Annotated in this window: 18 protein-coding genes; 10 read left to right on the top strand and 8 right to left on the bottom strand. The window is 48.3% G+C overall.

Annotation, left to right across the window (positions count from 1 at the left end; translation table 11 throughout):
- Positions 1-31 precede the first annotated feature (31 nt).
- The 7 genes from Q369_RS0104040 (at position 32) to Q369_RS0104010 (ending at position 11,119) form a co-directional block, all read left to right on the top strand.
- Positions 32-1,531 (top strand): Y-family DNA polymerase, encoded by a 1,500-nt coding sequence (locus Q369_RS0104040; RefSeq protein WP_031526523.1) that lies wholly within the window; start codon positions 32-34, stop codon positions 1,529-1,531.
- A complete protein-coding gene (locus Q369_RS0104035) occupies positions 1,531-4,761 on the top strand; it encodes an error-prone DNA polymerase (protein ID WP_229206729.1) in 3,231 nt (1,076 codons plus the stop codon). The genes Q369_RS0104040 and Q369_RS0104035 overlap by 1 nt, the downstream gene beginning before the upstream one ends.
- Positions 4,762-4,938: 177 nt before the next feature.
- On the top strand, positions 4,939-5,721 hold the full coding sequence (locus Q369_RS0104030) for a hypothetical protein (protein WP_031526521.1): 783 nt from the start codon (positions 4,939-4,941) through the stop codon (positions 5,719-5,721).
- A 107-nt stretch (positions 5,722-5,828) separates the two neighbouring features.
- Positions 5,829-7,640, top strand: a complete 1,812-nt coding sequence (locus Q369_RS0104025) for a histidine kinase dimerization/phosphoacceptor domain -containing protein (RefSeq protein WP_031526520.1) — start codon at positions 5,829-5,831, stop codon at positions 7,638-7,640.
- A gap of 87 nt (positions 7,641-7,727) precedes the next feature.
- Complete coding sequence (locus tag Q369_RS28975; protein ID WP_157488028.1) at positions 7,728-7,898, top strand: hypothetical protein; 171 nt, start codon at positions 7,728-7,730, stop codon at positions 7,896-7,898.
- Between the two features lie 126 nt (positions 7,899-8,024).
- A complete protein-coding gene (locus tag Q369_RS0104015) occupies positions 8,025-10,427 on the top strand; it encodes an ABC transporter permease (protein ID WP_169739235.1) in 2,403 nt (800 codons plus the stop codon).
- Positions 10,428-10,459: 32 nt separating this feature from the next.
- Positions 10,460-11,119, top strand: coding sequence for an oxidoreductase (locus tag Q369_RS0104010; protein ID WP_031526518.1), 660 nt, complete (start codon positions 10,460-10,462; stop codon positions 11,117-11,119).
- 64 nt (positions 11,120-11,183) lie between these two features.
- On the opposite strand, the gene Q369_RS0104005 is transcribed toward Q369_RS0104010, so the two are convergent.
- The 4 genes from Q369_RS0104005 to Q369_RS0103990 form a co-directional block, all read right to left on the bottom strand.
- On the bottom strand, positions 11,184-12,062 hold the full coding sequence (locus tag Q369_RS0104005; RefSeq protein ID WP_031526517.1) for a pirin family protein: 879 nt from the start codon (positions 12,060-12,062) through the stop codon (positions 11,184-11,186).
- 203 nt (positions 12,063-12,265) lie between these two features.
- Positions 12,266-12,781: an SRPBCC family protein gene (locus Q369_RS0104000; RefSeq protein WP_205624299.1), complete on the bottom strand. Its 516-nt coding sequence runs from the start codon at positions 12,779-12,781 to the stop codon at positions 12,266-12,268.
- Between the two features lie 8 nt (positions 12,782-12,789).
- On the bottom strand, positions 12,790-13,167 hold the full coding sequence (locus Q369_RS0103995) for a VOC family protein (RefSeq protein ID WP_031526515.1): 378 nt from the start codon (positions 13,165-13,167) through the stop codon (positions 12,790-12,792).
- A 30-nt stretch (positions 13,168-13,197) separates the two neighbouring features.
- The gene (locus Q369_RS0103990) at positions 13,198-13,512 is read right to left on the bottom strand and encodes an ArsR/SmtB family transcription factor (RefSeq protein ID WP_031526513.1); all 315 of its coding nucleotides are present in this window, start codon (positions 13,510-13,512) and stop codon (positions 13,198-13,200) included.
- A gap of 170 nt (positions 13,513-13,682) precedes the next feature.
- Here Q369_RS0103990 and Q369_RS0103985 point away from each other — a divergent pair, with 170 nt between their 5' ends.
- Both Q369_RS0103985 and Q369_RS0103980 read left to right on the top strand, forming a co-directional pair.
- Positions 13,683-14,498 carry an AraC family transcriptional regulator gene (locus Q369_RS0103985; protein ID WP_031526512.1) on the top strand — a complete coding sequence of 272 codons (816 nt, stop codon included), beginning with the start codon at positions 13,683-13,685 and terminating at the stop codon, positions 14,496-14,498.
- A gap of 95 nt (positions 14,499-14,593) precedes the next feature.
- Entirely contained in the window at positions 14,594-17,044 is a 2,451-nt protein-coding gene (locus tag Q369_RS0103980) for a TonB-dependent receptor domain-containing protein (protein ID WP_084165641.1), read from the top strand.
- 4 nt (positions 17,045-17,048) lie between these two features.
- Here the strand turns inward: Q369_RS0103980 and Q369_RS0103975 are convergent, their stop codons facing one another.
- Positions 17,049-18,854, bottom strand: coding sequence for a glycoside hydrolase family 15 protein (locus Q369_RS0103975; protein WP_031526509.1), 1,806 nt, complete (start codon positions 18,852-18,854; stop codon positions 17,049-17,051).
- A 141-nt stretch (positions 18,855-18,995) separates the two neighbouring features.
- Here Q369_RS0103975 and Q369_RS0103970 point away from each other — a divergent pair, with 141 nt between their 5' ends.
- Complete coding sequence (locus tag Q369_RS0103970) at positions 18,996-19,472, top strand: ankyrin repeat domain-containing protein (RefSeq protein ID WP_031526508.1); 477 nt, start codon at positions 18,996-18,998, stop codon at positions 19,470-19,472.
- Between the two features lie 89 nt (positions 19,473-19,561).
- On the opposite strand, the gene Q369_RS0103965 is transcribed toward Q369_RS0103970, so the two are convergent.
- The 3 genes from Q369_RS0103965 to Q369_RS0103955 form a co-directional block, all read right to left on the bottom strand.
- Positions 19,562-21,748: a catalase gene (locus Q369_RS0103965; RefSeq protein WP_031526507.1), complete on the bottom strand. Its 2,187-nt coding sequence runs from the start codon at positions 21,746-21,748 to the stop codon at positions 19,562-19,564.
- Positions 21,749-21,771: 23 nt separating this feature from the next.
- The gene (locus tag Q369_RS0103960; RefSeq protein WP_031526506.1) at positions 21,772-22,323 is read right to left on the bottom strand and encodes a YciE/YciF ferroxidase family protein; all 552 of its coding nucleotides are present in this window, start codon (positions 22,321-22,323) and stop codon (positions 21,772-21,774) included.
- Between the two features lie 78 nt (positions 22,324-22,401).
- Positions 22,402-22,887 (bottom strand): OsmC family protein, encoded by a 486-nt coding sequence (locus tag Q369_RS0103955; protein ID WP_031526505.1) that lies wholly within the window; start codon positions 22,885-22,887, stop codon positions 22,402-22,404.
- Positions 22,888-22,918 lie beyond the last annotated feature (31 nt).

Genomic DNA, 22,918 nt, shown 5'->3' with positions numbered 1-22,918 from the left:
CAAATATTTAAGTTTTTAAATGGGCTAAAATATGCATTCGCGCTTCGCTAACATATGGTTCCGGCATTTAGCGACAGATTGGGAAACAATCAGGCGGCCTGAGTTGAGGGATAGTCAGTTTGTGCTGGCTGCCCCGGAACGGAACAGGATGGTGGTAAAAGCAGCCAGCCCGCTGGCGCAGGCTAACGGGATTGAGCACGGAATAGTCGTAGCGGACGCCCGGGCGATTTTTCCCGACCTGAAAGTCATCGATGAAAGTCCAGACGAAATCGCGGCACTTTTAACAAATTTGGCAGAATGGTGTATCCGCTATTCGCCGATTGTTGCAGTTGATCCACCCGACGGTCTGATCCTCAACATTACCGGTTGCACGCATTTATGGAAAGGTGAAGAAAATTACCTGGTGGAAATAATAGGCAAGCTGGATAAGCAAGGTTACCAGGTGCAGGCAGGTATTGCAGATACGATCGGGACAGCGTGGGCAGTGGCGCATTTCGGGGGGAATGGGACAATAGTGGCGCCTGATCATCAGGCAAATGCTTTGCTTAATCTGCCGCCAGCTGCATTGCGGATTGAACCGGCGATCGTTGAAAAGCTGCATAAGCTGGGCTTGTACCAGATCCGCAATTTCATCAATATGCCGCGTCCCGTGCTGAGAAGACGTTTCGGGCAACAGTTACTGGACCGGCTCGATCAGGCAATGGGGCATGCACTGGAAATCATCGAGCCTGTGCAGCCCCTTGTGCCTTATCAGGAAAGGCTTCCCTGCATGGAGCCGATCGTGACTGCGACCGGAATTGCGATTGCATTAAAAATCCTTCTAAAAAAGCTTTGCGTGCGGTTTTTGAAAGAAGGTAAGGGTTTACGGAAAGCAACATTTAAAGGGTACCGCGTTGATGGAAAAATTGTACAGATTGAAATAGTTACCAACAGCGCATCCAATCACCGGGAGCATCTTTTTAAACTTTTTGAACTCAAAATCCAGACATTGCGGCCTGGAATGGGCATAGAGCTTTTTGTGATGGAAGCTCCTGAGGTGGAGGATGTTGACCCCGTGCAGGAATCGATCTGGAACCTGACGGGAGAAAATGACAGGGTTACTTTAATGGAATTGCTCGACAGGCTCGCGGGCAGGGCAGGAATGCAGGTAATCCACCGCTTTTTGCCCGTTGAACATTACTGGCCCGAAAGGTCGGTAAGTGAGGCCGCTTCGCTGAAAGATATATTGTCAACTACCTGGCGAACAGACCGGATCCGTCCCGTTCAGTTACTGGCTTTGCCGGAAGAGGTGTTTGTATCTGCATTGGTACCCGATTATCCGCCTATCCTTTTTACCTATAAAAATAAAGTCCACTACATCAGAAAGGCCGACGGACCGGAGCGGATTGAAAGCGAATGGTGGCTTGAAGAAGGCGAGCATAGGGACTACTATTGCGTTGAAGATCAGCAGGGAGCGCGTTACTGGATCTTCCGGCTGGGGCATTACGAGGAGGACAAGCGGATATGGTTCATTCACGGTTATTTTGTCTGATGTATACTGAACTGCAGGTAACGACCAATTTCAGCTTCCTGCGCGGAGGCTCGCACCCCGAAGAACTGGTGGCGCAGGCATTTGAATATAAGTATAAAAAAATCGCGATCACCGACCGGAACACGCTCGCGGGAGTAGTACGCGCACACGCAGCTGCTAAAAATTTCAATGGGATCGGGGTGATACCCGCCTGTCGGCTCGACTTGCTGGACGGACCCAGTTTGCTGGCTTATCCCACCAACAAAAACGCATATTCCGGACTCTCTGCATTGCTGACGGAAGGTAATATACGTACTGAAAAAGGACAGTGCCATTTGTATCGGAAGGATGTGTACAAATATGCAAAGGGTATGAAGTTCATAGTCGTGCCGCCAGCCTCCCTGAATGCGGACTTTGATTTTGAACCTGACTTCCGAAGAGCATTAAGAGAATACAAAAAGAACCTTGGTAGTCACTTGTACATCGCTGCTGCGCGGACTTATCAGGGCGACGATACCAAAAAGCTTTACCGGATCTCGCAGCTTGCCGAGGAGCTGGATGTGCCGATGGTCGCAACAAACGATGTGTACTACCACCATCCGCAGCGCAGAGAGTTGCAGGATGTATTGACCTGCATTCGAGAAAAGTGTACGATCTACAATGCAGGTTTTAAGCTTTATCAAAACGGAGAGCGCTTTTTGAAGGAAGAAGAAGAAATGCAGCGGCTGTTTGCATGGTATCCTGATGCGGTCAAACGCACGCAAGAAATAGCAGATGCCTGCCGCTTCTCACTCGACTCACTTCAATATGTTTATCCTGAAGAAATAACAAAACAAGGCCGCTCTCCGCTGGAAGAACTGGCGCATTTAACCTGGGAGGGAGCAAGAGAGCGTTATCCCGATGGTGTCCCCGAGAAAATAAGGTCTGCGATTGAGCATGAAATGGTGTTTATCAGGGAAATGGATTATGCGCCTTATTTCCTGACAGTGTACGATATTGTCCGTTTTGCGAGAGAAAAAAAGATTTTGTGCCAGGGGAGAGGCTCGGCTGCAAACTCTACGGTTTGCTATTGCTTGGGTATCACTTCCGTCGATCCCATGAAAATTGACCTGCTTTTTGAAAGGTTTATTTCCTCGGCCAGAAACGAGCCGCCGGATATTGATGTGGATTTTGAGCACGAGCGGCGCGAGGAAGTAATTCAATATATCTATCAAAAATATGGAAGAGACCGCGCCGGCATTGTGGCTACTGTCACACAAGTGCACCAGCGCGGGGCGATCAGGGATGTGGCGAAGGTAATGGGTATGTCGCTGGATGCGATCAACCGGCTTTCCAGCTCGATCTGGGAGTTTACCGATGAATGGTTTGAAGGGAAGCGTGTTGCCGAGCAGGGTTTTAATCCGAATGATCCGCATTTGCTCAAAATCCTTGACCTTACCAAACAGTATCTGCGCTTCCCACGTCAGCTTGGCCAGCATACCGGAGGGTTTGTGATCACGCAGGGTAAATTGTCCGATTTATGCCCGATCCTCAATGCAAGAATGGAAGACCGTACCTGCATTGAATGGAACAAAGACGATATTGACACACTTGGCTTTCTGAAAATCGATGTGCTGGCGCTGGGGATGCTTACCTGCATTCGCAAGGCATTTGATCTTGCTAGGAAGCATTATAACAGAGATTACACTCTCGCCAATGTTCCACAAGACGATCCGAAAGTATATGACATGATCTGCAAGGCAGATACCATCGGCGTATTCCAGATCGAAAGCCGGGCGCAGCAATCTATGCTTCCCCGGTTGAAGCCACGCGTGTTTTATGACCTGGTAATTGAAGTGGCGATCGTTCGTCCCGGGCCTATTCAGGGGGATATGGTGCATCCATATTTACGTCGGAGAAATGGGGAGGAAAAGATTGAATATCCTACTCCTGAACTCGAAGAAATACTGAAAAGAACTCTGGGAGTGCCCCTTTTTCAGGAGCAGGCAATGAAAATTGCGATTGTAGCGGCCGGTTTTACACCTACCGAGGCAGATGAGCTCCGGCGGAGTATGGCCACATTTAAGGTAAAAGGAATGGTAGAGCGGTTTGAAAAAAAGCTGGTCGAAGGAATGACAGCAAGAGGCTACACCGAAGAATTTGCAAGACGTATTTTCAAACAGCTTGAAGGTTTCGGCAGTTATGGTTTCCCGGAAAGTCACGCTGCCAGCTTTGCATTGCTGGTGTATGTTTCGTGTTATCTCAAATGTCATTACCCCGATGTTTTTGCCACTGCATTGCTCAATAGTATGCCCATGGGATTTTACCAGCCAGCGCAGATCATTATTGACGCACGAAAACATGATGTGGAAGTGCGGTCAGCAGATATTAATCACTCCGAATGGGATAATATTCTCGAAGAAAAAACGGGTAAATACTTTCCAATCCGACTGGGTTTCAGGCAGATTAAAGGAATGCGCGAAGATGACATACAAGCTTTGTTAGCAGGCAGGAAAAAGCCGTACACCAGCGTGCACCACCTGCGCGAAGCGGGCGTGTCGCAGGCTGCATTGGAGCGACTGGCCGATGCAGATGCATTCAGGTCCATTGGTCTGGACAGGCGGCGGGCATTGTGGGAAGTTACCGCATTGAGCGACCGTCCCATTGGATTGTTCGAGGGACAGCCGTCGCCCAGTGCCACCGAGCCACAGGTCCAGCTGCCGCTGATGTCCGCCTCAGAGCACGTAGTGCAGGATTATGCTTCCACATCGCTGTCTTTGAAAGCGCATCCGGTGAGTTTTGTACGGGATAAGTTGAAAGAGCAAGGCATTTATTCAACCCACGATCTTGAACTGATCGGGAACAACCGGCCGGTAAAAGTGGCAGGACTGGTGCTCGTCAGGCAGCGGCCCGGCACTGCGGGCGGTGTTTGTTTTATCACGATTGAAGATGAAACCGGCTACGCAAACCTGGTGGTTTTTGAAAAGCTTTTTGAAAAATACCGGAAAGAAGTGCTGCGCGCGCGGCTGCTGATGGTGGAAGGGCGGCTGCAGAGAGAAGGGGACGTAACGCACGTAATTGTTCAGAAATGCCATGATTTGTCTGTTTTACTCAAAAAACTCACGTCCATTGAAACCGAAAATCCGGACATACTTACCCTTTCCCGCGCCGATGAAAAAGATGAATACGTATCACAGGCTATTAATAAGCGCACGCAGGTAAGGCGGGATGTGCAAACAGAAATCTTTCCTACAGGAAGGAATTTTCGATGAAACAATTTATTTTAGTAGCTATGAGGATGACTCCAACACTCTGACAGCACTTCCATCGTCTCCCGACGCGCTGACCTTTTTTAAAAAAGGGCAGCATTGTATTGCCTTTGATTTTTCTTCAAAATGATTTGAAAACAACGCATTTCGCTGTTTTCGATCCCATTCACCTATACAACTATGGAAAGCCCATTTAATGATCAGCAAATAACAGATTTCATCAATAAAGGTTATATCAGACTGGATAATGCATTTCCCGCAAATGTGGCTGCCGCTGCCAGGGAAATTTTATGGAAAGACCTGGACTGTGATCCCCACGATCGTTCCACCTGGACAAAACCGGTAATCTGGCTTGGTATGTACACGGAAGAACCATTTCGCGAATCGGCTAACACGGATGTGCTGACAAGTGCATTCGATCAGCTTGTGGGTGCCGGAAAGTGGCTTCCCAGAGTAAGTATGGGCGCTTTCCCTGTCAGATTTCCTTCCAACGAATTAGCTGGTGACGACGGCTGGCACGTGGATGCAAGCTTTCCCGGTGACAATCCAGATAATTATTTCGACTGGCGCATAAACCTGTTCTCCAAAGGCCGCGGCTTGCTGATGCTCTTTCTCTATTCCGATGTGACTGAAAACGATGCACCTACCCGCCTCAGGATAGGTTCGCATTGGGATATCGCCCGCCTTTTGGAGCCCGAAGGAGATCGTGGTCTCACATTCACGGAAGTAGTCTCCCTGCTAAATGAGCTGCCTGAAAGGGAAGAGGCACTCGCGACGGGCGCTGCCGGAACCGTTTACCTGTGCCACCCATTTCTTGTACACGCCGCGCAGTCACATCGCGGTACTAATCCGAAGTTTATGGCGCAGCCTCCGCTTGCATTGAAAGACCAGCTGACCATTGCAGACCAGGTGCGCAATTATGCTCCGGTGGAGCTGGCGATCCGGCGTGCACTTGGTAAATAGGGCAGGTTTCCGGGCTGTTTTACTTTCATTTGGCTAATTGTGGCGGTTACTTTAGTTTTGAGTTACGGCACGCTGCCTGTTACCTCCATCGCTCACAATTCAGTTTCATGAAATCATTTCTATTTTCAATTACGGCTGTGCTGGCTATTGTTTTTAGTAGTCAGGCACAGCCGGATTCTACCGTATTTTCCACATTCCAAAATAAAATCAGCAATAAACCAGATTCAGCCCGTTTCGAGGACCTGAACAATTATGCTTATGATATGATCGACCTGCTCAAATTTAGCCGGGTCGACAGCGCGATTGTGGAAATGATGGAACTGGCAACCGACAAAGAGAACCGCGTTTGGGAAGGCCGCACTTATATGTTAATGGCCTGGCTGCAAAAGGTACAGAGTAATTCCAATGCGGCAGTTTCAAATTATCAGAAGGCGCAGGCTTTGTTTCAGAAAGCCGGGGACGTGCGGCGGGAAATCAGGGCTTTGCAGCGGATAGGTGGTGTTTATATTACCATAAATGACCTGAAACTGGCTGAACATTACTTCCGAAGAGGTTTGTTACTGGCTGAAAAAAGTCAAATGGAAGATGAAGTGGCCAATATGTACACCGATTTTGCCACTGTTGAGGATATCAGAAAAAACTATAATGGCGCACTTGCTTACAATGACAAAGCGCTCAAAATATACAAAAAGCTGGGTGCCGACTTCTCGTCAACACTATTTAACAGGGGGATTATCCTCAAAAATGCAGGCAGGTACCAGGAGTCGCTGAATACTTACATGCAGCTGCTCGACTATGCCAAAAAAGAGTCAGACCAATTTCTGGAAAAAATGGTTTACCTCAATCTCCCTAACACATTGCTGCTCCTCAACAGGCCGGACGAAGCGGAACAGTATGTGAAAAAAGCCATTGAAATGGCCAAAACAAGTCCGCAGCGGATCAATGATTACATGCATATCTACGAAATGCTGACCAATATCTACAAAAAGAAGGGGCAGTTTGAGCAGGCGCTCAACTACCAGAATCAATGGGTGGCTTATCGGGACAGCGTGTTTAATTCGGAGAAAAGCAGACAGCTGATCGAGGCGGAAACCAGGTTTCAGGCTAAGGAAAACCAGGAGCGTATTCAGCGGCTGGGTACTGAAAATTTTGAGAAAAAACGGCAGCTATGGTGGCTTTATGGCGGTATTTCCATGCTGGCTTTCCTGCTTGCAATTGCATTGTGGCAGTACAGGATTATTCAGCGTGTGAATCAAAAACTGGAAATTACCAACAGCAACCTGTCCGAGGCGAACAGCCGCATCAGCGTGCAGGCGACGCAGCTCAAAGAATTGATGCAGGAGCTCCATCACCGTGTAAAAAACAATTTGGCTATTGTATCCAGCCTGTTGTCACTGCAAGCCAGCCGCTTGGAAGATGAGAAGGCGATCCAGGCAGTCACTGAGGGGCAGCAAAGGGTAGAAGCTATGTCGCTGATCCACCAGCAATTGTACCAGACCGATAATGTGGCGGGGGTAAGTGTAAAAGAGTATATCCAGGATCTGGTAAAAGGATTGATGCAGTCTTTCGGCTATTCCGAAGATTTCAGTCTTCGTACCGACATTGAACCGATCGTACTCGATCTGAAAATGGCTGTGCCACTTGGCCTGATTGTCAATGAACTGATCACAAATGCATTCAAGCACGCTTACAAAGGCATTGAAAAACCTGAGCTCAGTATCAAGTTGTGGCAACAGGAGCAGGTTTACCTCGAAATCAAGGATAATGGAAGAGGTGTGGATGTCGCAAACTGGCGAAAACCGGGAGGACAGTCCTTTGGAAAGCGGCTGGTTGCCTCTCTAACGAAGCAGATTAATGGAAAGATAAACGTTGATTCTGAACAGGGTTCGCGGTTTTTGCTCAATTTTCCACTTGCCTGAGCATTGTGAAACGGAGTTTGGCACGGTTTTGTGTATCCTAGGTAACATATCATCAATAAAACTAAAAATCATTAAATATTAGCACTCATGAAATCATCAACAAAAACCGCCTACGAAACAAACCAAGAGTTTTTTGAAGACCAAAATATGTTGGCAGACACAAATCCTTTCCAGCGCTCAGCTGCTCCAGTTATGCAGAAAGCAGGCAAAAGACCAAGGATTATGAAGCCGGTATATTCCGTTAGACTGGCTCAGTAGTAAGCACACGCTATTCACATTACATTGCCAATGGAGGAATTCAAGCACCTGCATTGGCAATTTTTTTTGTCGTGTATTTTTAATGGATTTCTGGTTACATTTAGTAAATGTAAATTCCTGAATCCTATGCTGTTCCACTACTTCAAGATTGCATTCCGGTCACTCCGAAAACGCGCCGGCATGAGCCTCGTCAACATGGGCGGGCTGGCTATCGGACTGGTAACTTCGCTTTTCATTGTGTTGTTTGTGGCCAATGAATACAGTTTCGATCGTTTTCACGAGCACGGCGACCGGATTGTCAAGGTAGAATTTGACCACACAGATGCAGAAGCTTCGTATTCCGTTCCGTGGATGTCGTACGGATTTGGACAGAAAGTAAAAGAGCAATGCGCGGAAGTAGAGGATTTTGGAAGAATAACCGACGTAACATTTTACAGCAAGCTTGTTGCCAGTGATGAAGCGCATCGGTACTATGAATCAAATTTTGTAGCAGCCGATCCGGGCTTTCTTCGGTTGTTTTCATTCAAACTGATCAAAGGCGATCGCCGCACTGCCCTCACGCAACCGGGCACGGTAATCCTGACGGAAAGTACAGCCAGGAAATATTTCGGGGAAGCCGATCCACTCGGCAAAACCATTACCTATGACAAATCCGCCGTGTACCAGGTAGTCGGCGTCATGGAAGATTTGCCCGCGAATTCATCCATTCAATTTGATTTTCTGGCCGACCTGCAAACTCACCGCGCTAACGAACTGCGTGAAATGGCAGGTTATCTGGACAAAAAAACTTTGAAAACGCAAACAACGAGCATAGGCGCAGTAGGTAGTTACAACACTTATTTCCTGATTAAAAACAATGCGTCTGCGAAGGCCGTGGAGGCCAAAATTCCGCTGCTGCTGTCAGAAAGTTTGAAAATCAGGGATAAAAAAGATAGTTACCATTTGTATACGCTGCACGGTCTTCACTTTGGACTTATTGATCTCAGCGCCAGGCAGACTACGGTAATCTTTTCTGTCATTGGATTGCTGATCCTCGCATTGGCGCTGGTCAATTATGTAAACCTTACCACGGCATATTCTTCTACACGCTCGGGCGAGGTTTCGGTGCGCAAAGTTGTAGGCGGCGCACGCAGCTCTCTGATTTTTCAGTTTTACCTGGAATCCTTTTTGTCGGTTACCATTGCCTTCCTGGCAGCTATTTTGCTCCTTTTCTTCTCCTTTCAAACCGTACACACTGCACTTTCCATTGAGGTTGATATTGATTTTCTGAAAAGTCTCTGGTTTGTAGTTCCTGTGCTCGCATTTTATTTGCTCAGCATTGTTCTGGCGGGGAGTTATCCTGCGTTGCTGCTTTCAGGCTTTTCGCCCGGGGACGCATTGCGTGGAAACCTGGTAATATTGGGCAATGCAGCCAGAGCACGCAACTTCCTGACCGTTTTTCAATTCACCATTTCCATTGTGTTGATCATCAGTTCCATCTTGATATTCAAGCAAATGCAGTTTTTTAAAAAGAAGGATCTGGGTATCGCACGCGACCAGATTGTCACGGTGTTTCTCGATCACCAGGATGGAATGAGCAAGCATTATAAAGCAATCCGAAGCGAAGTAGAGCGACTTTCCGGCGTGGATGCAGTTACCTCGTCTAGTTTGCTGATGTACCATCCTTATGGGAATTCGTTTGAGATCAAGCAGGCCAATTCTGATAAAAAGATCACGGTCAATTCATTCCGGGTTGATGAAAGTTTTGTCAGCACCATGCAGATTAGCTGGGCTGCCGGCCCCCGGAAAGACGCGCCCACGAACGGACTGGTACTCAATGAGAGTGCGGCCCGGGAACTGGGGCTTCATGCGGCTGATTTCCGGCAAACCCTTGATCTGGGTCAGGGTGTGCGAAAAGATGTGGTCGGGATTGTGAAAGATTTTCATTTTACTTCATTGCGGCAAAAAGTAAAACCGATGGCGCTGATGCTCGGGAGCGACACGCTTTTTAATGATTATATGTATATCAAAATCAACAAAAGCGCCGATATGAAAACGACCCTCGCGGGTGTGGAGCAGGTTTATAACAGGTTTAAAACAAATCGGCCGTTTGAATACACATTTCTTGACGATACTTATGGCAAAATGTACGAAACAGAGGTACTTACCGGCCACGTTGTATATTGGATCACAATGGTTTCTGTTCTCATTGCCTGCCTTGGACTATTTGGACTGACCACATTTGCAGCGCAGCAACGGCGAAAGGAAATCGGCATTCGAAAAGTACTTGGCGCTACCGTGCTGAATATTGTGATCATGCTTTCAAAGGATTTTGTAAAACTTGTGGTACTCTCGTTTTTACTGGCTTCGCCGCTGGCTCATTATGCAATGGAAAAATGGCTGGGTGATTTTGCTTACCGCATTCCGGTGAGTCCCTGGGTATTTGTGTTCGCAGGAGCTGGCGCACTTTTGTTGGCATTGATCACAATCAGTTTTCAGGGTGTGAAAGCGGCAATTGCTAACCCGGTCAAGTCTTTAAAATCAGATTAAGTAAACAGTTTTAAACTATAAATTTTTACACGATGACATCTAAAAAAGCCATTTTATTCGGAGCAAGCGGCTTCATTGGTTCCTATCTCCTCGAAGGGCTTTTGGATGATCCTGACTACGCACAGGTAACGGTCGTAGTCAGGAAAGATCTTAACAAAAAGCACCCCAAGCTCAAAGTCCTGATTGGCGATTACAACACACTTCCGGAACTCCGCTACGAGCTCATAGCCGACGAGGTTTTCATCGCGCTCGGCACTACCAGGAAAAATACGCCCGACGAAAAGATATACTACCAGGTGGATCACGATTATCCGGTCCTGGCAACGCGGATTGCCAAGGAAAATGGCGCGAAGTCGGTGTTTGTAGTTACTGCAATCGGCGCGAATGCGGGTTCCAGTGTTTTTTACGTTCGTACAAAAGGTGAAACGGAGCGGGACATCATTGCGCTTAATATGGAACACACACACATATTCCGCCCCTCCATGATCATGGGAGACCGGCAGGAAAGCCGCCCACTAGAAAAATCATTTATCGGATTGTTTTCCCTAATTAATCCGCTGCTAATCGGTCCAACCAAAAAATACCGCGGCATCCAGGCCAAAGACGTAGCGAAATCAATGCTAGCCGCCGCAAAAAAGCCAGCCGGCAAAGTGCAGATTTATGAATGGAAAGAAATGGCGGCGCTGGTTTGACGGTTGACAGTTTACATGTGACAAACTGTAATGCCTAACTAGCCAACCGCCAACCGCTAATAGCTTAATACTTAAACCGCTGACTTTCCGGTAACTCCGAAATATGTCCAATTTTGCCTGATCTGTAATCGCGGTACAGACTCCTGATTTCTTCATCTTTGTCTGCAATGAAAGGTCCGTAAGAAACAATGGGATCATTTTGTGGCTGGCCGGCGTATAGAATAGCCCGTCCGCCAGAAACACCACCCGCCAGGCTCAATGTACTTTCGCCTTCTGCATCACTTTTATCAAGCCACCCAATTTGCCCGTCATTCAACTTCTTCAGGTCTCCAACTTCGAGACTGCCTTCAATTACATACAAAAATGCATTGAATGTAGCTGGCAGTTTCTGAGTCGTTTTTGCGCCTGGTTGCAGGATAATATCGGCAATAATTACAGGAGTGTGATTTTTCACTGGTGAGGTAACACCACCCAATTTACCGCTGTAAACGCGGATTTCTACACCATTTTCATAAGCTTTCGGCACATTATCGAAAGAGAGGTCCTGCACGCGCGGCGTAATCCACCTGTCTTTTTTAGGAAGGTTCAGCCACATTTGCAGCAGCCGCATTTTCGATTCGCGCTCGATCGTTTCGGTGTGAACAATGCCGCTTCCCGCAGTCATCATCTGAAAGTCACCCGACTTCATGGTATGTGCCGAGTCGCCGACTTCGCCTTCCAGCAAAAGCGAAACAGTTTCGAAGCCTGCGTGTGGGTGAGGGCCGCCGACGGGTTCGCTGTCTTTTTTGTCCAAAAAATCATCCATCAAAATAATGAATGGATCGCTGTTGCTAAAATCATTCTGTATTACCGCCCGGGCAATGTGATCCCGCCCGAGAAAGCCCTGGTGTCCATGTGGAGTTTGCACCTTAACCAGTTTGCGGTTTAAAATTGGAGTTTCCATATGCTGTATGTATCTACGATCTATTAATGAATCCGTGTCGTTCCAAAACTTCGACATCATACAACAAACACAAAAACGAGCGATAGAGTCCTCCTGCTTCGCTATACATTAGGTTACCGCCAATGCAGCTGCCAACTTGGACCAAGCTGAGCCAAACGCAAAATACAATACAAGACTCCATACCGTCCAGCACTCACCGAAATCTAAACATACCCCTTCTGCGTCTCCTCAAAAATCACCCAAAAATTGCGGGGCACTGCTCCATTTAAATTCGCTTCCAGGATTTCCAGGTGCGTGTGCCAGCCGCTGCCGATCATCTGACGGTTTTTACCCTTATCTGCTATTTTCCGATGGGTGAGTACCAGGCGCACGCCGCTGGCTTCTGTGCTTAGCTCGAATGTAACTTCGGAATCGTCGTGCCAGGTGAATGAGAGTAAATGGGGCGGATTTACCCGGAGTACCTTGCCGCTGAAACTGTGTCCCGCTTCCATTGCCTTATGCATTTCAGGTGGCGGACCGGGGATCGGGCTGAGTTCGCTGTGCATGAAATGCAAGGTAAAATCCCCGCCGGGAATTAGCTCCATCTCACCCCTCGCAAGCCACTTGCCGCGTTTTTCGGAATCCGTAAGGTAACTCCAAACTGTCTCAATGCTGCTGTTAAAAACGCGCTCGAAGCAGATCACCCCCGGTGCGAGTATCTTTCCTTTTTTCTCCATCATCGAACGTGTCAGAATGCCGCCAGCTGGATCAGATTCCCGCAGGTATCCTCAAAAATGGCTTCGTAACCCCATTCGGTTTTCACAGGCGCTTTGCGGAAAACAACTCCCGCTGCATTCAGCTTCTCGTATTCCTGGTAAATATCAACGGCAGAAAAGGTGATCACCGGGAGGTTGGCTTCCCACAGGCTTGTCTGGTAAGTCGAAGCAATCGGGTTCTGGTTAGGTTCCAGCAAAATCGACGTGCCGTCAGGCTGGTCCGACGAAGCGACGATTGCCAGGTAAGCTTCGGGAACGAACATTTTTTCTACAAAGCCAAGCTTCTCCGTGTAGAACTTGTGCGCTTTCACGACGTCGTCAACAAATACACTCACCATTTCAATTTTCATGTTGTCAATATTTAAGATTTGGAAAAAAGGTTACTGGTTATTATTCAAAAGATCTTCAAGTGTATCAAGTCGCTGGTTCCAGAATGCGAGGTGCTGCTCGGCCCATTTCGCGACTTCTTCCAGCGCACCCAGATTGGCCCGGCAGTGTTTCTCACGCCCGTGCTTTACCATCACCACAAGTCCGCACTCGGTAAGGATCCGCATGTGCTTGGAGATCGCCGGCTGGCTCATGTAAAAATTGTCGGCCACATCGCTGACGGTCATTGTACGGGAAGCAAGCAACCCGATCATCGCCCTTCTGGTCGGATCTGCTATTGCCTGAAAAACATCTCTGCGCGCTGTCATTCTTCAAAATTAAATAGATAACCGTTTGGTTATGCAATTATATAAATAACCAAACGGTTATGCAACTCTCTCTTGCAAAAATGGACTGGAATTTTCTTGCTGCCAGAAACTTGTACGATGATATCAATGTATGTGCTTATGTTACATTGACCTAACCCGCTAAAAACCGCATGCAAATACCTGTGAAGAACAAGCTCGAAACAACAGAGCTGTTCAGGATCAAGAGAATGAAGGAGGTAATCAAAACGACTAGCCCGCATGGTCACAAGGATTATCTCGAAATCATCTACCTCCGCCAAGGAGCAGGTGTACACCACATTGATCACCATCAATTTGAGGTAAAACCTTTCAGTCTGTACTTCGTTATGCCCGGCCAGATCCATAGCTGGGCACTCACGGAAATCCCAAAGGGTTTTGTGATCATGCTCCAAAAAGACTTTCTGCTCAACCAGCCTTTTTACAACTATCTTTTCCAAAGCTTTCCACCCATTTTCAGGAATGGTTACGAGCTGGAACACGTAGACAAGACGATCTTCGAGATCTTCGAAAACATAGAAACCGAGTACCAGGATCAGAAAGAGAACCATCTCGCTGTAATCCAGACTTACCTGCAACTGCTGTTCAATCTGCTGAAAAGAGAGACGGACTCTCCGCAGCCGCAGGTTTTGCCCGACCAGCTGACCACGTTTTTCGAGCTGGTGGATGCGCACTACAAAACCAATCACGAGGTAGGATTTTACGCAGAAAGCCTGAACGTCACCTCCAAAACACTTAACAACACGTGCCGCAAGTTGCTTGATAAAACGGCGGGCGAGCTGATCAATGCGAAGCTGAACCTGGAAGCAAAAAAACGGCTGCTCTACTCAGAGGATACATTGTCTGAAATCGCCTACGAACTGGGCTTCACCGATCCGTCCCATTTTAATAAATTCTTCAAGAGGCAGGTAGGTGTGCTGCCAGGCATTTACAGGAAGGGAATTTCCTGAATGTACCAGTTTTTGGCATTTTTCTACCAAGTCTACCAGGTTACAGGATATAATTTTGCCTGATCAACAACTGTGATCGGCGAAATTTACTTTTAATGAAACTCTTTACATTGCTGCTTTCAGGACTGTGCAGTTTTCTTACTGCGTCAGCTCAAATTACCTTCGGTATTTCGGGGAAAGTTACAGACCAGCACACCGGCCTGCCGCTCGCATTCAGCTCAATTGCATTGTACAAAAGCAGCGATTCGACGCTCGTAAATAGCGTGGTCGCGGACGCAGACGGAGCTTATCGTTTTGCAAATACCGCCCCGGATAAGTATTATATACAGGCACAATACCTGGGCTATCACATGCAGCGGCTGACTTTGCCGGCTGAGAATAGCGGAGATCTGGTCATGCACATCGCATTGCGCGCCGATTCCCGCCTGCTGGAAGAAGTGAATGTGCGGGGTAAGCAGGGCGTGTTGGAGAATAAGGTCGACAGGCAGGTATACAAAGCCGGAAGTTTCTTGACCAGCAGAGGCGGCACTGCTGTGGACGTTTTGCGGAATACGCCTTCTGTGACTGTCAACAGTGAAGGGGCAATTACATTACGGGGCTCTTCGGGCTTTTTGGTACTGATCAATGGGAAGCCGGTACAATCCGACCCGGCTCAGGTGTTAAGTCAGCTGCCTGCCAATCTGATCGAAAATGTGGAAGTAATTACCTCGCCTTCTGCCCGGTTTGATCCCGATGGAAAAGGTGGGATTATCAATATTGTTACAAAAGCTCCTGTGACTGGCGAGCGTTTTCTCTCTGCCAATGTACTGGGTGGGCTGCCTGCTGTGTATACTTATGGAAACCTCCAAAATCCATCGCGTTTTGGTGCTGACGCGGCATTTGGAGTCAGAAGCGCCAAATGGGATTTTCAGGTGAGCGGGAGTTACCTGCGGAACGATATTGCAGGCAGGAGAGTAGGGGACGTGCGCACGACGATTGATAATATCCAGACAACCTTTCCATCTGACGGAGAGCGCAGTTTTATCCGGTACAATTACACCGGCCGCGCTTCACTGGCATTTACGCCTGATCCAAACAACACAATCTCAGCAGGGATTTACAAAGGTTACCGGTCGCAGTCCCGCCGTGCCGATATTGTTTATAATAACACAAAAACCGACCTGACAACGGGTGAAGTAATTGGGAGAATTAATTATTTCAACAGCAACATCGCTAAAAAAACAGCAGATATCACACTTGGAAACCTGGATTACATACACACTTTTGCAAACAAATCTTCACTGACTGTTTCTGGTTTGTACGAGCGGGCCGACCTGGACGGATTGACCACCAACCTGAATACCGACGAACCCACGCGCCTCCGCGTACTGCAGTACACCCGCAACCCGAGCGAGAACCCGCTAAATGCATACCGCATTCGCGCAGACTACGCGATGAATCTTGGTAAAGGAAAGCTGGAAGCCGGTTACCAGTACCGCAACCAGGTCCAGAAAGGCCAGTTTCAGTATTTGAACCAGGATATCGAAGATGGAACGCTGGTAGTCGTGCCGGAATTCAGCAGTCGCACGCGGGTCGCGAACCAGATCCACTCCACATTTGTGCAGTACGCAGGCAAGCAGGGCAAGGTGGAATACGCAGGCGGATTACGGTACGAGTATTCGGCCCGCGCATTTACAGCAGGAACCGATCCAGTTCGGAATCTTAATTTGTCCAATCTTTTCCCGACAGCCAGTCTGCAATATCAGGCCAGCAAAAACCTGCGCCTGAAAGCAAATTACAGCAAAAGGGTGCAGCGGTCTACCAATGCAGAGCTCAACCCGTTTCCTGAGCGCGAGCATTCCGAAACACTGGAATCCGGCGATCCCAACATTCTGCCCGAGTTCATAGACTTGTCGGAAATTGGCTTGATCCGGGATTTTGGTAAAAACACGGTGTTTGCAACTGTTTATAATCAAAGGATCAAAAACGTGGTCAACCGGGTCAACAGTGTTTACAACGACACGATCCTCAACCGTATCTACACCAATGCAGGGCTCGCTACCTCGTGGGGGATTGAAGCTGGTACAACCTTGCAGCCGACCAGCTGGTGGCAGTTTTATGCAGGAGGAAATGTATACAATTACAAGATCAAAGGCGCGCTTTTCAATTTTGAAGTTCCAGTCAATCAGCGCAGTATTGTATGGTCTGTGAATGCAAACACAAGCTTCCGGCTTTCTCCAACCTGGAATGTGCAACTGACTTACAATTACCTGTCACGCCGGGTAACGGCGCAGGGAGAAGATTCCAGGTTTCTAAATCCTGCATTGGCGCTGAAAAAGACATTCTTGAAAGGAAAACTCTCTGCATTACTTCAATGGCAGCAAATTGACCTCGGTTTGTTAGGTTCGAACCAGCAGCGTATTACCACTTACGGCAAAGACTTTTACACCACCACCAACTACATCCAGGAAACCGATATGTTTACCATTAACCTGAGTTACAGCCTCAACTCACTCGCGAAAAAAGCAAGGCTGCCTGTCAGCGAGTTTGGTGAAAAAGAGTTTTAGATACCTAAGTCCTGTCGAGCTGCTTGTCTATCTCCAATGCGGCGCTGATCAATGCAAGGTGTGTAAATGCCTGCGGGAAATTGCCTAAATGCTCTGCCTTGTGGCCGATCTGCTCACTGAATAAACCGAGGTGATTGGCATAACCCACCATTTTCTCGAAACTCTCCAATGCTTTCGAAACCTGGCCGCTCTTGGCAAGTGACTCGATAAACCAGAAAGAGCACATATTAAAAGTGCCTTCCTCGCCTTCCAGTCCGTCAAATTGATCAGGCCCGTTTTTGTAGCGGTATAGCAGCACATCAATGCCCAGCTGTTCCTCTACTACGTCGAGGGTAGACAGCCACCGCGGCTCGCGCGGGGATATAAAATGCATCAGCGACATCAGCAGCACACTCGCGTCGACGTTTTTGGAGCCTTTGTACTGCACCCACGCACCAACTTCTTCATCCCAGAAGTTATGGTAAATATCTGCATATATCTCATCCCTGACTTCCTTCCATTTGTTTTCGGGAAAAGGAAAGGAGCGGTGTTGCCCGATTTTGATCGCCCTGTCCATTGCTACCCAGCACATGAGCCGGCTGTGCAGAAATTCCTTTTCGGTATTGCGAATTTCCCAGATGCCGTGATCGGCCGTTTTCCATTTGTCTATTACTTCATTTACCTGCTTCACAATTGTCTCCCAAAACTCGAACGTGATCGGTGCGTGCTGTTTATTGTATATATAAATGGTATCGATCAGCTCGCCGTAAATATCCAGCTGGTACTGGTCCTGAGCAGCATTGCCGATCCGCACGGGTTTTGAAGCTTTATAACCTTCCAGCTGATCCAGCTCTTGTTCGGCCAGGTCGTGTTCGCCGGAAATGGTGTACATCAGGTACAACTTGTCATCGCGGCACCGGTCGTGGATCCATTTGAGAAAGGCAGTAGCTTCGTCGTTGTAGCCAAGCCGGAGGAATGCGTACATCGTGAATGCAGCATCCCGTATCCACATAAACCGGTAGTCCCAGTTCCGGGAGCCGCCGATCGTTTCGGGCAGGCTGAACGTAGGTGCCGCTACCATGGAGCCAAGCTCACGCGAAGTAAGGAGTTTCAGGGTGATCACTGAGCGGTTGACAGTACCGTTCCACCGGCCTTTGTAAGTAGACTTTTTCGACCAGTTCCGCCAGAATGCGATGGTAGCCCCGTAAGTATTTGCTTTATAGGTGCTAATGGGATTTTCGTCCTGGACTTTGCTCTTACCACATTCCAGAACAAGGCAGGCAGTTTCACCCTGTTTCAAAGTAAATTCAGCGACGCCGGCAAGTTCTTCCATTTCCAGGGGAACATCCGCGATCAGCCGCAGTACATTGTTTTCCGCATTATCCGGATTGAAGTACACCGCATTGTCACGCAGCTCACACGAATGGGTACTTTGCGCATAGTCGAAAGCAGGCTGGCACCTGACGCGGAATTTGATATTGCCACGTACCGTTTTAATCTGCCGCACGATCGCCGTCGAATTGTCTGCCGCGTCTTCGTTAATGGGCATATAATCCGTTACTTCCACAATTCCGTCCTCCGAAAAGAAGCGCGTAAGCAGCACCGCTGTTGCCGGCAGGTAAATCTGCTTGGTATTGTAGTTGTTCATTTGAGGAAAAACCTCAAAGCTGCCGCCTTTTCTGTTGTCGAGTAATCTGGCGAACACAGTAGGGGAGTCGAAAGAGGGATAACACATGAAATCGATCGAAGCGTCGACCGAAACAAGCGCAACCGTTTTGAGGTTGCCAATTAATCCGTAATCTTCAATCCGGTGGTAGTCGGGTTTATGCATTAAAGTAGTCGCGTAATGTCAAAAATGGTAGATTCTAAATTATCACGCCAGGATTTGCAACCTCGTTTTTCCCGGTATGACAGCCAGCTTAATTCAATGGTATAATATTTGGTAAAATCAAATCATCATCGCTACACAAAAATGGAAAACTACACTCAAGTAATAATCCACGCTGCCAGACTGGGGAATGTTCCTGTTCTGCAGGAACTCGTGGATCTGAAAACCGACGTAAACTGCCGGGACGAAAAAGGCTACACGCCGCTGATCGTGGCTTGTTACAACAACCAGCTGGAAGCAGCCAGATTTCTCATCGAATCGGGCGCGGATGTAAACGGAGCCGATTATGGGGGAAATACCGCGCTAATGGGAGCCGCATTCAAAGGTTACGTAGATATCGCCAATCTCCTGATCGACAAAGGCGCACACCTTGACCAGCAACACGGAAACGGCGGCACCGCATTGATGTTCGCAACCATGTTCGGGCGCAATGACCTGGTAAAGCTGCTGATCAGCCGGGGAGCCAGCACCAGTATACTGGATGCGCGCGGCTTGTCCGTCTACGATCTTGCAGCTCAGCAGAATAACCAGGAAGCATTGAACATACTGGAAAAAGTATAAAAGCTGGATTGCTGTGAAAGCTGATATCCTTTAAAACAAGAACACCCGGACTCTGAGAGCCCGGGTGTTCTTGTTTATGATTTAAGCGGTTATGCAGGAATCCGTCTCGGTTTCTCGCGCTCCCAGAAACGGTGCTGCGATATTGCGAGTATGAATTTATCCGCCAGTGCTTCCGGATCGTCAAGTACAACTACGCCTTCCTTGATCACCGTCGCATCGGAGAAATCAGCAGGTAGCTTTTTGCTGAAATAGGTCGCTTCCAACACCTGAATCGCTGATTCGTCAGCCGCAATTGCCTTGCAGTGTCTGAAAGCTTCATTCAGGAAGTGAACCGCGTCGGCATCTGCTTCCACGGTCGCTACACTGTTGGTTCCGCCAGGTACATAAATAGCATCAAACAAAACCGAAGCGGCTGTCAGGAAGGTATGATTAACCGGGATTTGCACATCGTTTTCGGCAATGAGGTAACTGTGACGCGGGGCAACAATCTCCACGACTGCACCTGCACCTTCCAATGCATTTTTTACCGTAATCAATGAATTCGCATCAACGCCGTCGGCTGCCAGGAATGCAATCTTACGCGTAGCGATCGTGTCTTTGACCGTGTTCGCCATACTCAATGCAGCTGAGGATGTCAGACTTCCTTCCGCCATAATGGAATCATAATCAGCAGGATCTCCGTCTGCAGGAATGCTACGGTTCACAGGTAGTTCAGGATCTTCCGGCACGGGCAGGCGCAGTGCAAATGCAACTTCCGCTGCCAGCGCCTTATCGATCAGCGACAAAATACCCAGCATCCGTGTACGGATTTCCGGCGAGGTTACCTTGCCCAGCTCAAAGCTGAGTGCGTCGATTAAATGGTCTTTCTCAGGTTCAGACTGACTGTTGAAGAACAACCTGGCCTGACTGAAATGGTCGAAAAAGCTTCTGCTTCTAGCGCGCACTTTACGCGCATCCACTCTTTCCGGGTAGCTCGTAAACCCACCTTCCGAAGCCCTCGCCTGGGCCGGGTAGTTGTTTCCGATCGTGTTTGGTCCGTAGCTGGACTTGCCGCGGTTGATCGTTTGCCGCATAAAGCCGTCGCGCTGGTTATTATGAACCGGCACAATCGGCCTGTTGATAGGTATCTCGTGGAAGTTAGGACCGCCAAGACGCAGCAGCTGGGTATCCGTATAGGAGAACAGCCTTCCCTGCAGAAGCGGATCATTTGTGAAATCAATTCCGGGTACAACGTGACCAATATGGAAAGCTACCTGCTCGGTTTCGGCAAAGAAATTGTCCGGGTTGCGGTTCAATGTCAGTTTACCGATGCGTTGAACAGGTACCAGTTCTTCCGGGATGATCTTTGTGGGATCAAGCAGGTCAAACTCGAATTTGAACTCATCCTCTTCGGGGACAATTTGCACACCTAACTCCCATTCCGGGAAGTTTCCGCTTTCGATCGCTTCCCAAAGGTCGCGACGGTGGAAGTCAGGATCTTTTCCTGAAATCTTCTGCGCTTCGTCCCAGGCTACTGAATGTACACCAAGTAAAGGTTTCCAATGGAATTTGACAAAATTCGAAACGCCCTCTGCATTCACGAAACGAAATGTATGTACGCCGAATCCTTCCATCATGCGGTAGCTGCGCGGGATAGCCCGGTCGCTCATCGTCCACATGATCATGTGAGCGGACTCCGGCATCAATGAGATAAAATCCCAGAAAGTATCATGTGCCGAAGCCGCCTGTGGGATTTCGTTGTCCGGCTCAGGCTTTACAGCATGCACCAGATCAGGAAACTTAATCGCATCCTGAATAAAGAACACCGGCATGTTGTTTCCGACAAGGTCGAAATTGCCTTCCTGTGTATAGAATTTAACAGCGAATCCCCTCACATCCCGCGCCAGATCCGTCGACCCGCGCGATCCTGCTACGGTCGAAAACCGTACGAAAACAGGTGTTTCCAAGGTTGGGTCGCTCAGAAAGTGCGCACGCGTTACGTCCGACATGGACTTATATACCTGGAAAACGCCGTGAGCCGCAGATCCTCTCGCATGCACGATGCGCTCAGGAATGCGCTCATGGTCGAAGTGGGTCATTTTTTCCCGGAAAATAAAATCTTCCAGCAAAGTAGCCCCGCGTTCTCCGGCTTTCAGTGAATTCTGATCATCGTTGATTCTTACGCCGTGGTTCGTTGTAAGCAATGTACCCTCATCCTCAGTGGTATGCGGGGCAAGGTTTTCAATTTTATCGTTTTCGGGCTGTATCGGTTTTTCCTGATCTTGGTTAGTCGCCATAGTAATATTTTATGTGTTTAGATTCAGGCCTCTTCGGCAGCCTTGTAATTCACTTCATTTTCCGCAACTTCTGTGAGCAGCTCATCGGCCATCTTTTCTTCTGCCAGTGTTTTGGCAAGAATCTCGGCTACTTCATTCAGACCAAGCGTTTTCGCAAGCTGGGTAAGTCCGCCGTAAGTGGCAATTTCGTAATGCTCAACTTTCTGAGAAGCGAGGATAATACCAACGTCACGCGTTGCAGTGCCTTCGTCAGTACTTTCGATAATGCCTTCGCCTTCTTTCGCAAGTCCCTCCATTGCGTCGCACTTCTTGGCAATCGCCTTTTCACCTAACAGGTCGAAAATCACTTCCAGTCGACTTACGTGCTCTACTGTTTGTGCCAAATGCTCCTCGATCGTGCTGGCCAGTTTCGGTGAGCTGGTTGACTTGATCATTTTTGGGAGTACTTTAACAAGATGATTTTCAGCCCAGTAGATATCTCTGAGACTGTCGAGGAATAATTCGGTGAGAGCCGGTTCGGCTTTAACGGAAGTCTTGGTTTTGAACTTTGGCTCTGAGCCTGTCTCGGTTTTCATAACAGTAAGCGGTTTATAGTATGTCTGCTATACTTGCAAAAGCCGTTCCAAGGGGAGGTGGGATATTCAGGTACGTTACTATACGTAAGATACCGGCTTGTGCCGGATCGGGAAATTGCAGGAGTTGGCGATAAAGCAAAACTGATGCGCTTTGTGGTGCAGTGCGTCTGCTTTTTCCTGCATATGTGCTTCGAGTACCTGCACGGCCGGATACAGAATAACTTCTGTGAAACGGCCGCTTCCATTAGCCGTTTCTTCCATTGTCCCTTCTGCCTGGTCGGTGTATGCAGTAACTATCACGCCGGCTTCAGTACAGAGGTGCAAATACCAGAGCATGTGGCATGAAGCAATAGATGCGAGAAAGAGCTCTTCCGGATTGTGGCGGGCGGGATCACCGCGGAATGCAGGATCTGAGGAAGTAGCGATATCCACCTTTCCATTCACTTTTACAATGTGGTTCCGTTCGTAGGAACGGTAGTCGGCAGTTCCTTTTCCCAGGTTACCGGTCCATTCGATAGTGGTTTTGTACAAATGTTGTTTCATATAAGCTTTACCGATGTGCATGAAGAAAGCGTCTGAGCGCTTGAACCAAAAA

The sequence above is a fragment of the Dyadobacter crusticola DSM 16708 genome (genome assembly GCF_000701505.1).
GTDB lineage: Bacteria > Bacteroidota > Bacteroidia > Cytophagales > Spirosomataceae > Dyadobacter > Dyadobacter crusticola.
The sequence above is the reverse complement of the archived record's forward strand: the minus strand, read 5'-3'. Positions and strand labels throughout refer to the sequence as shown.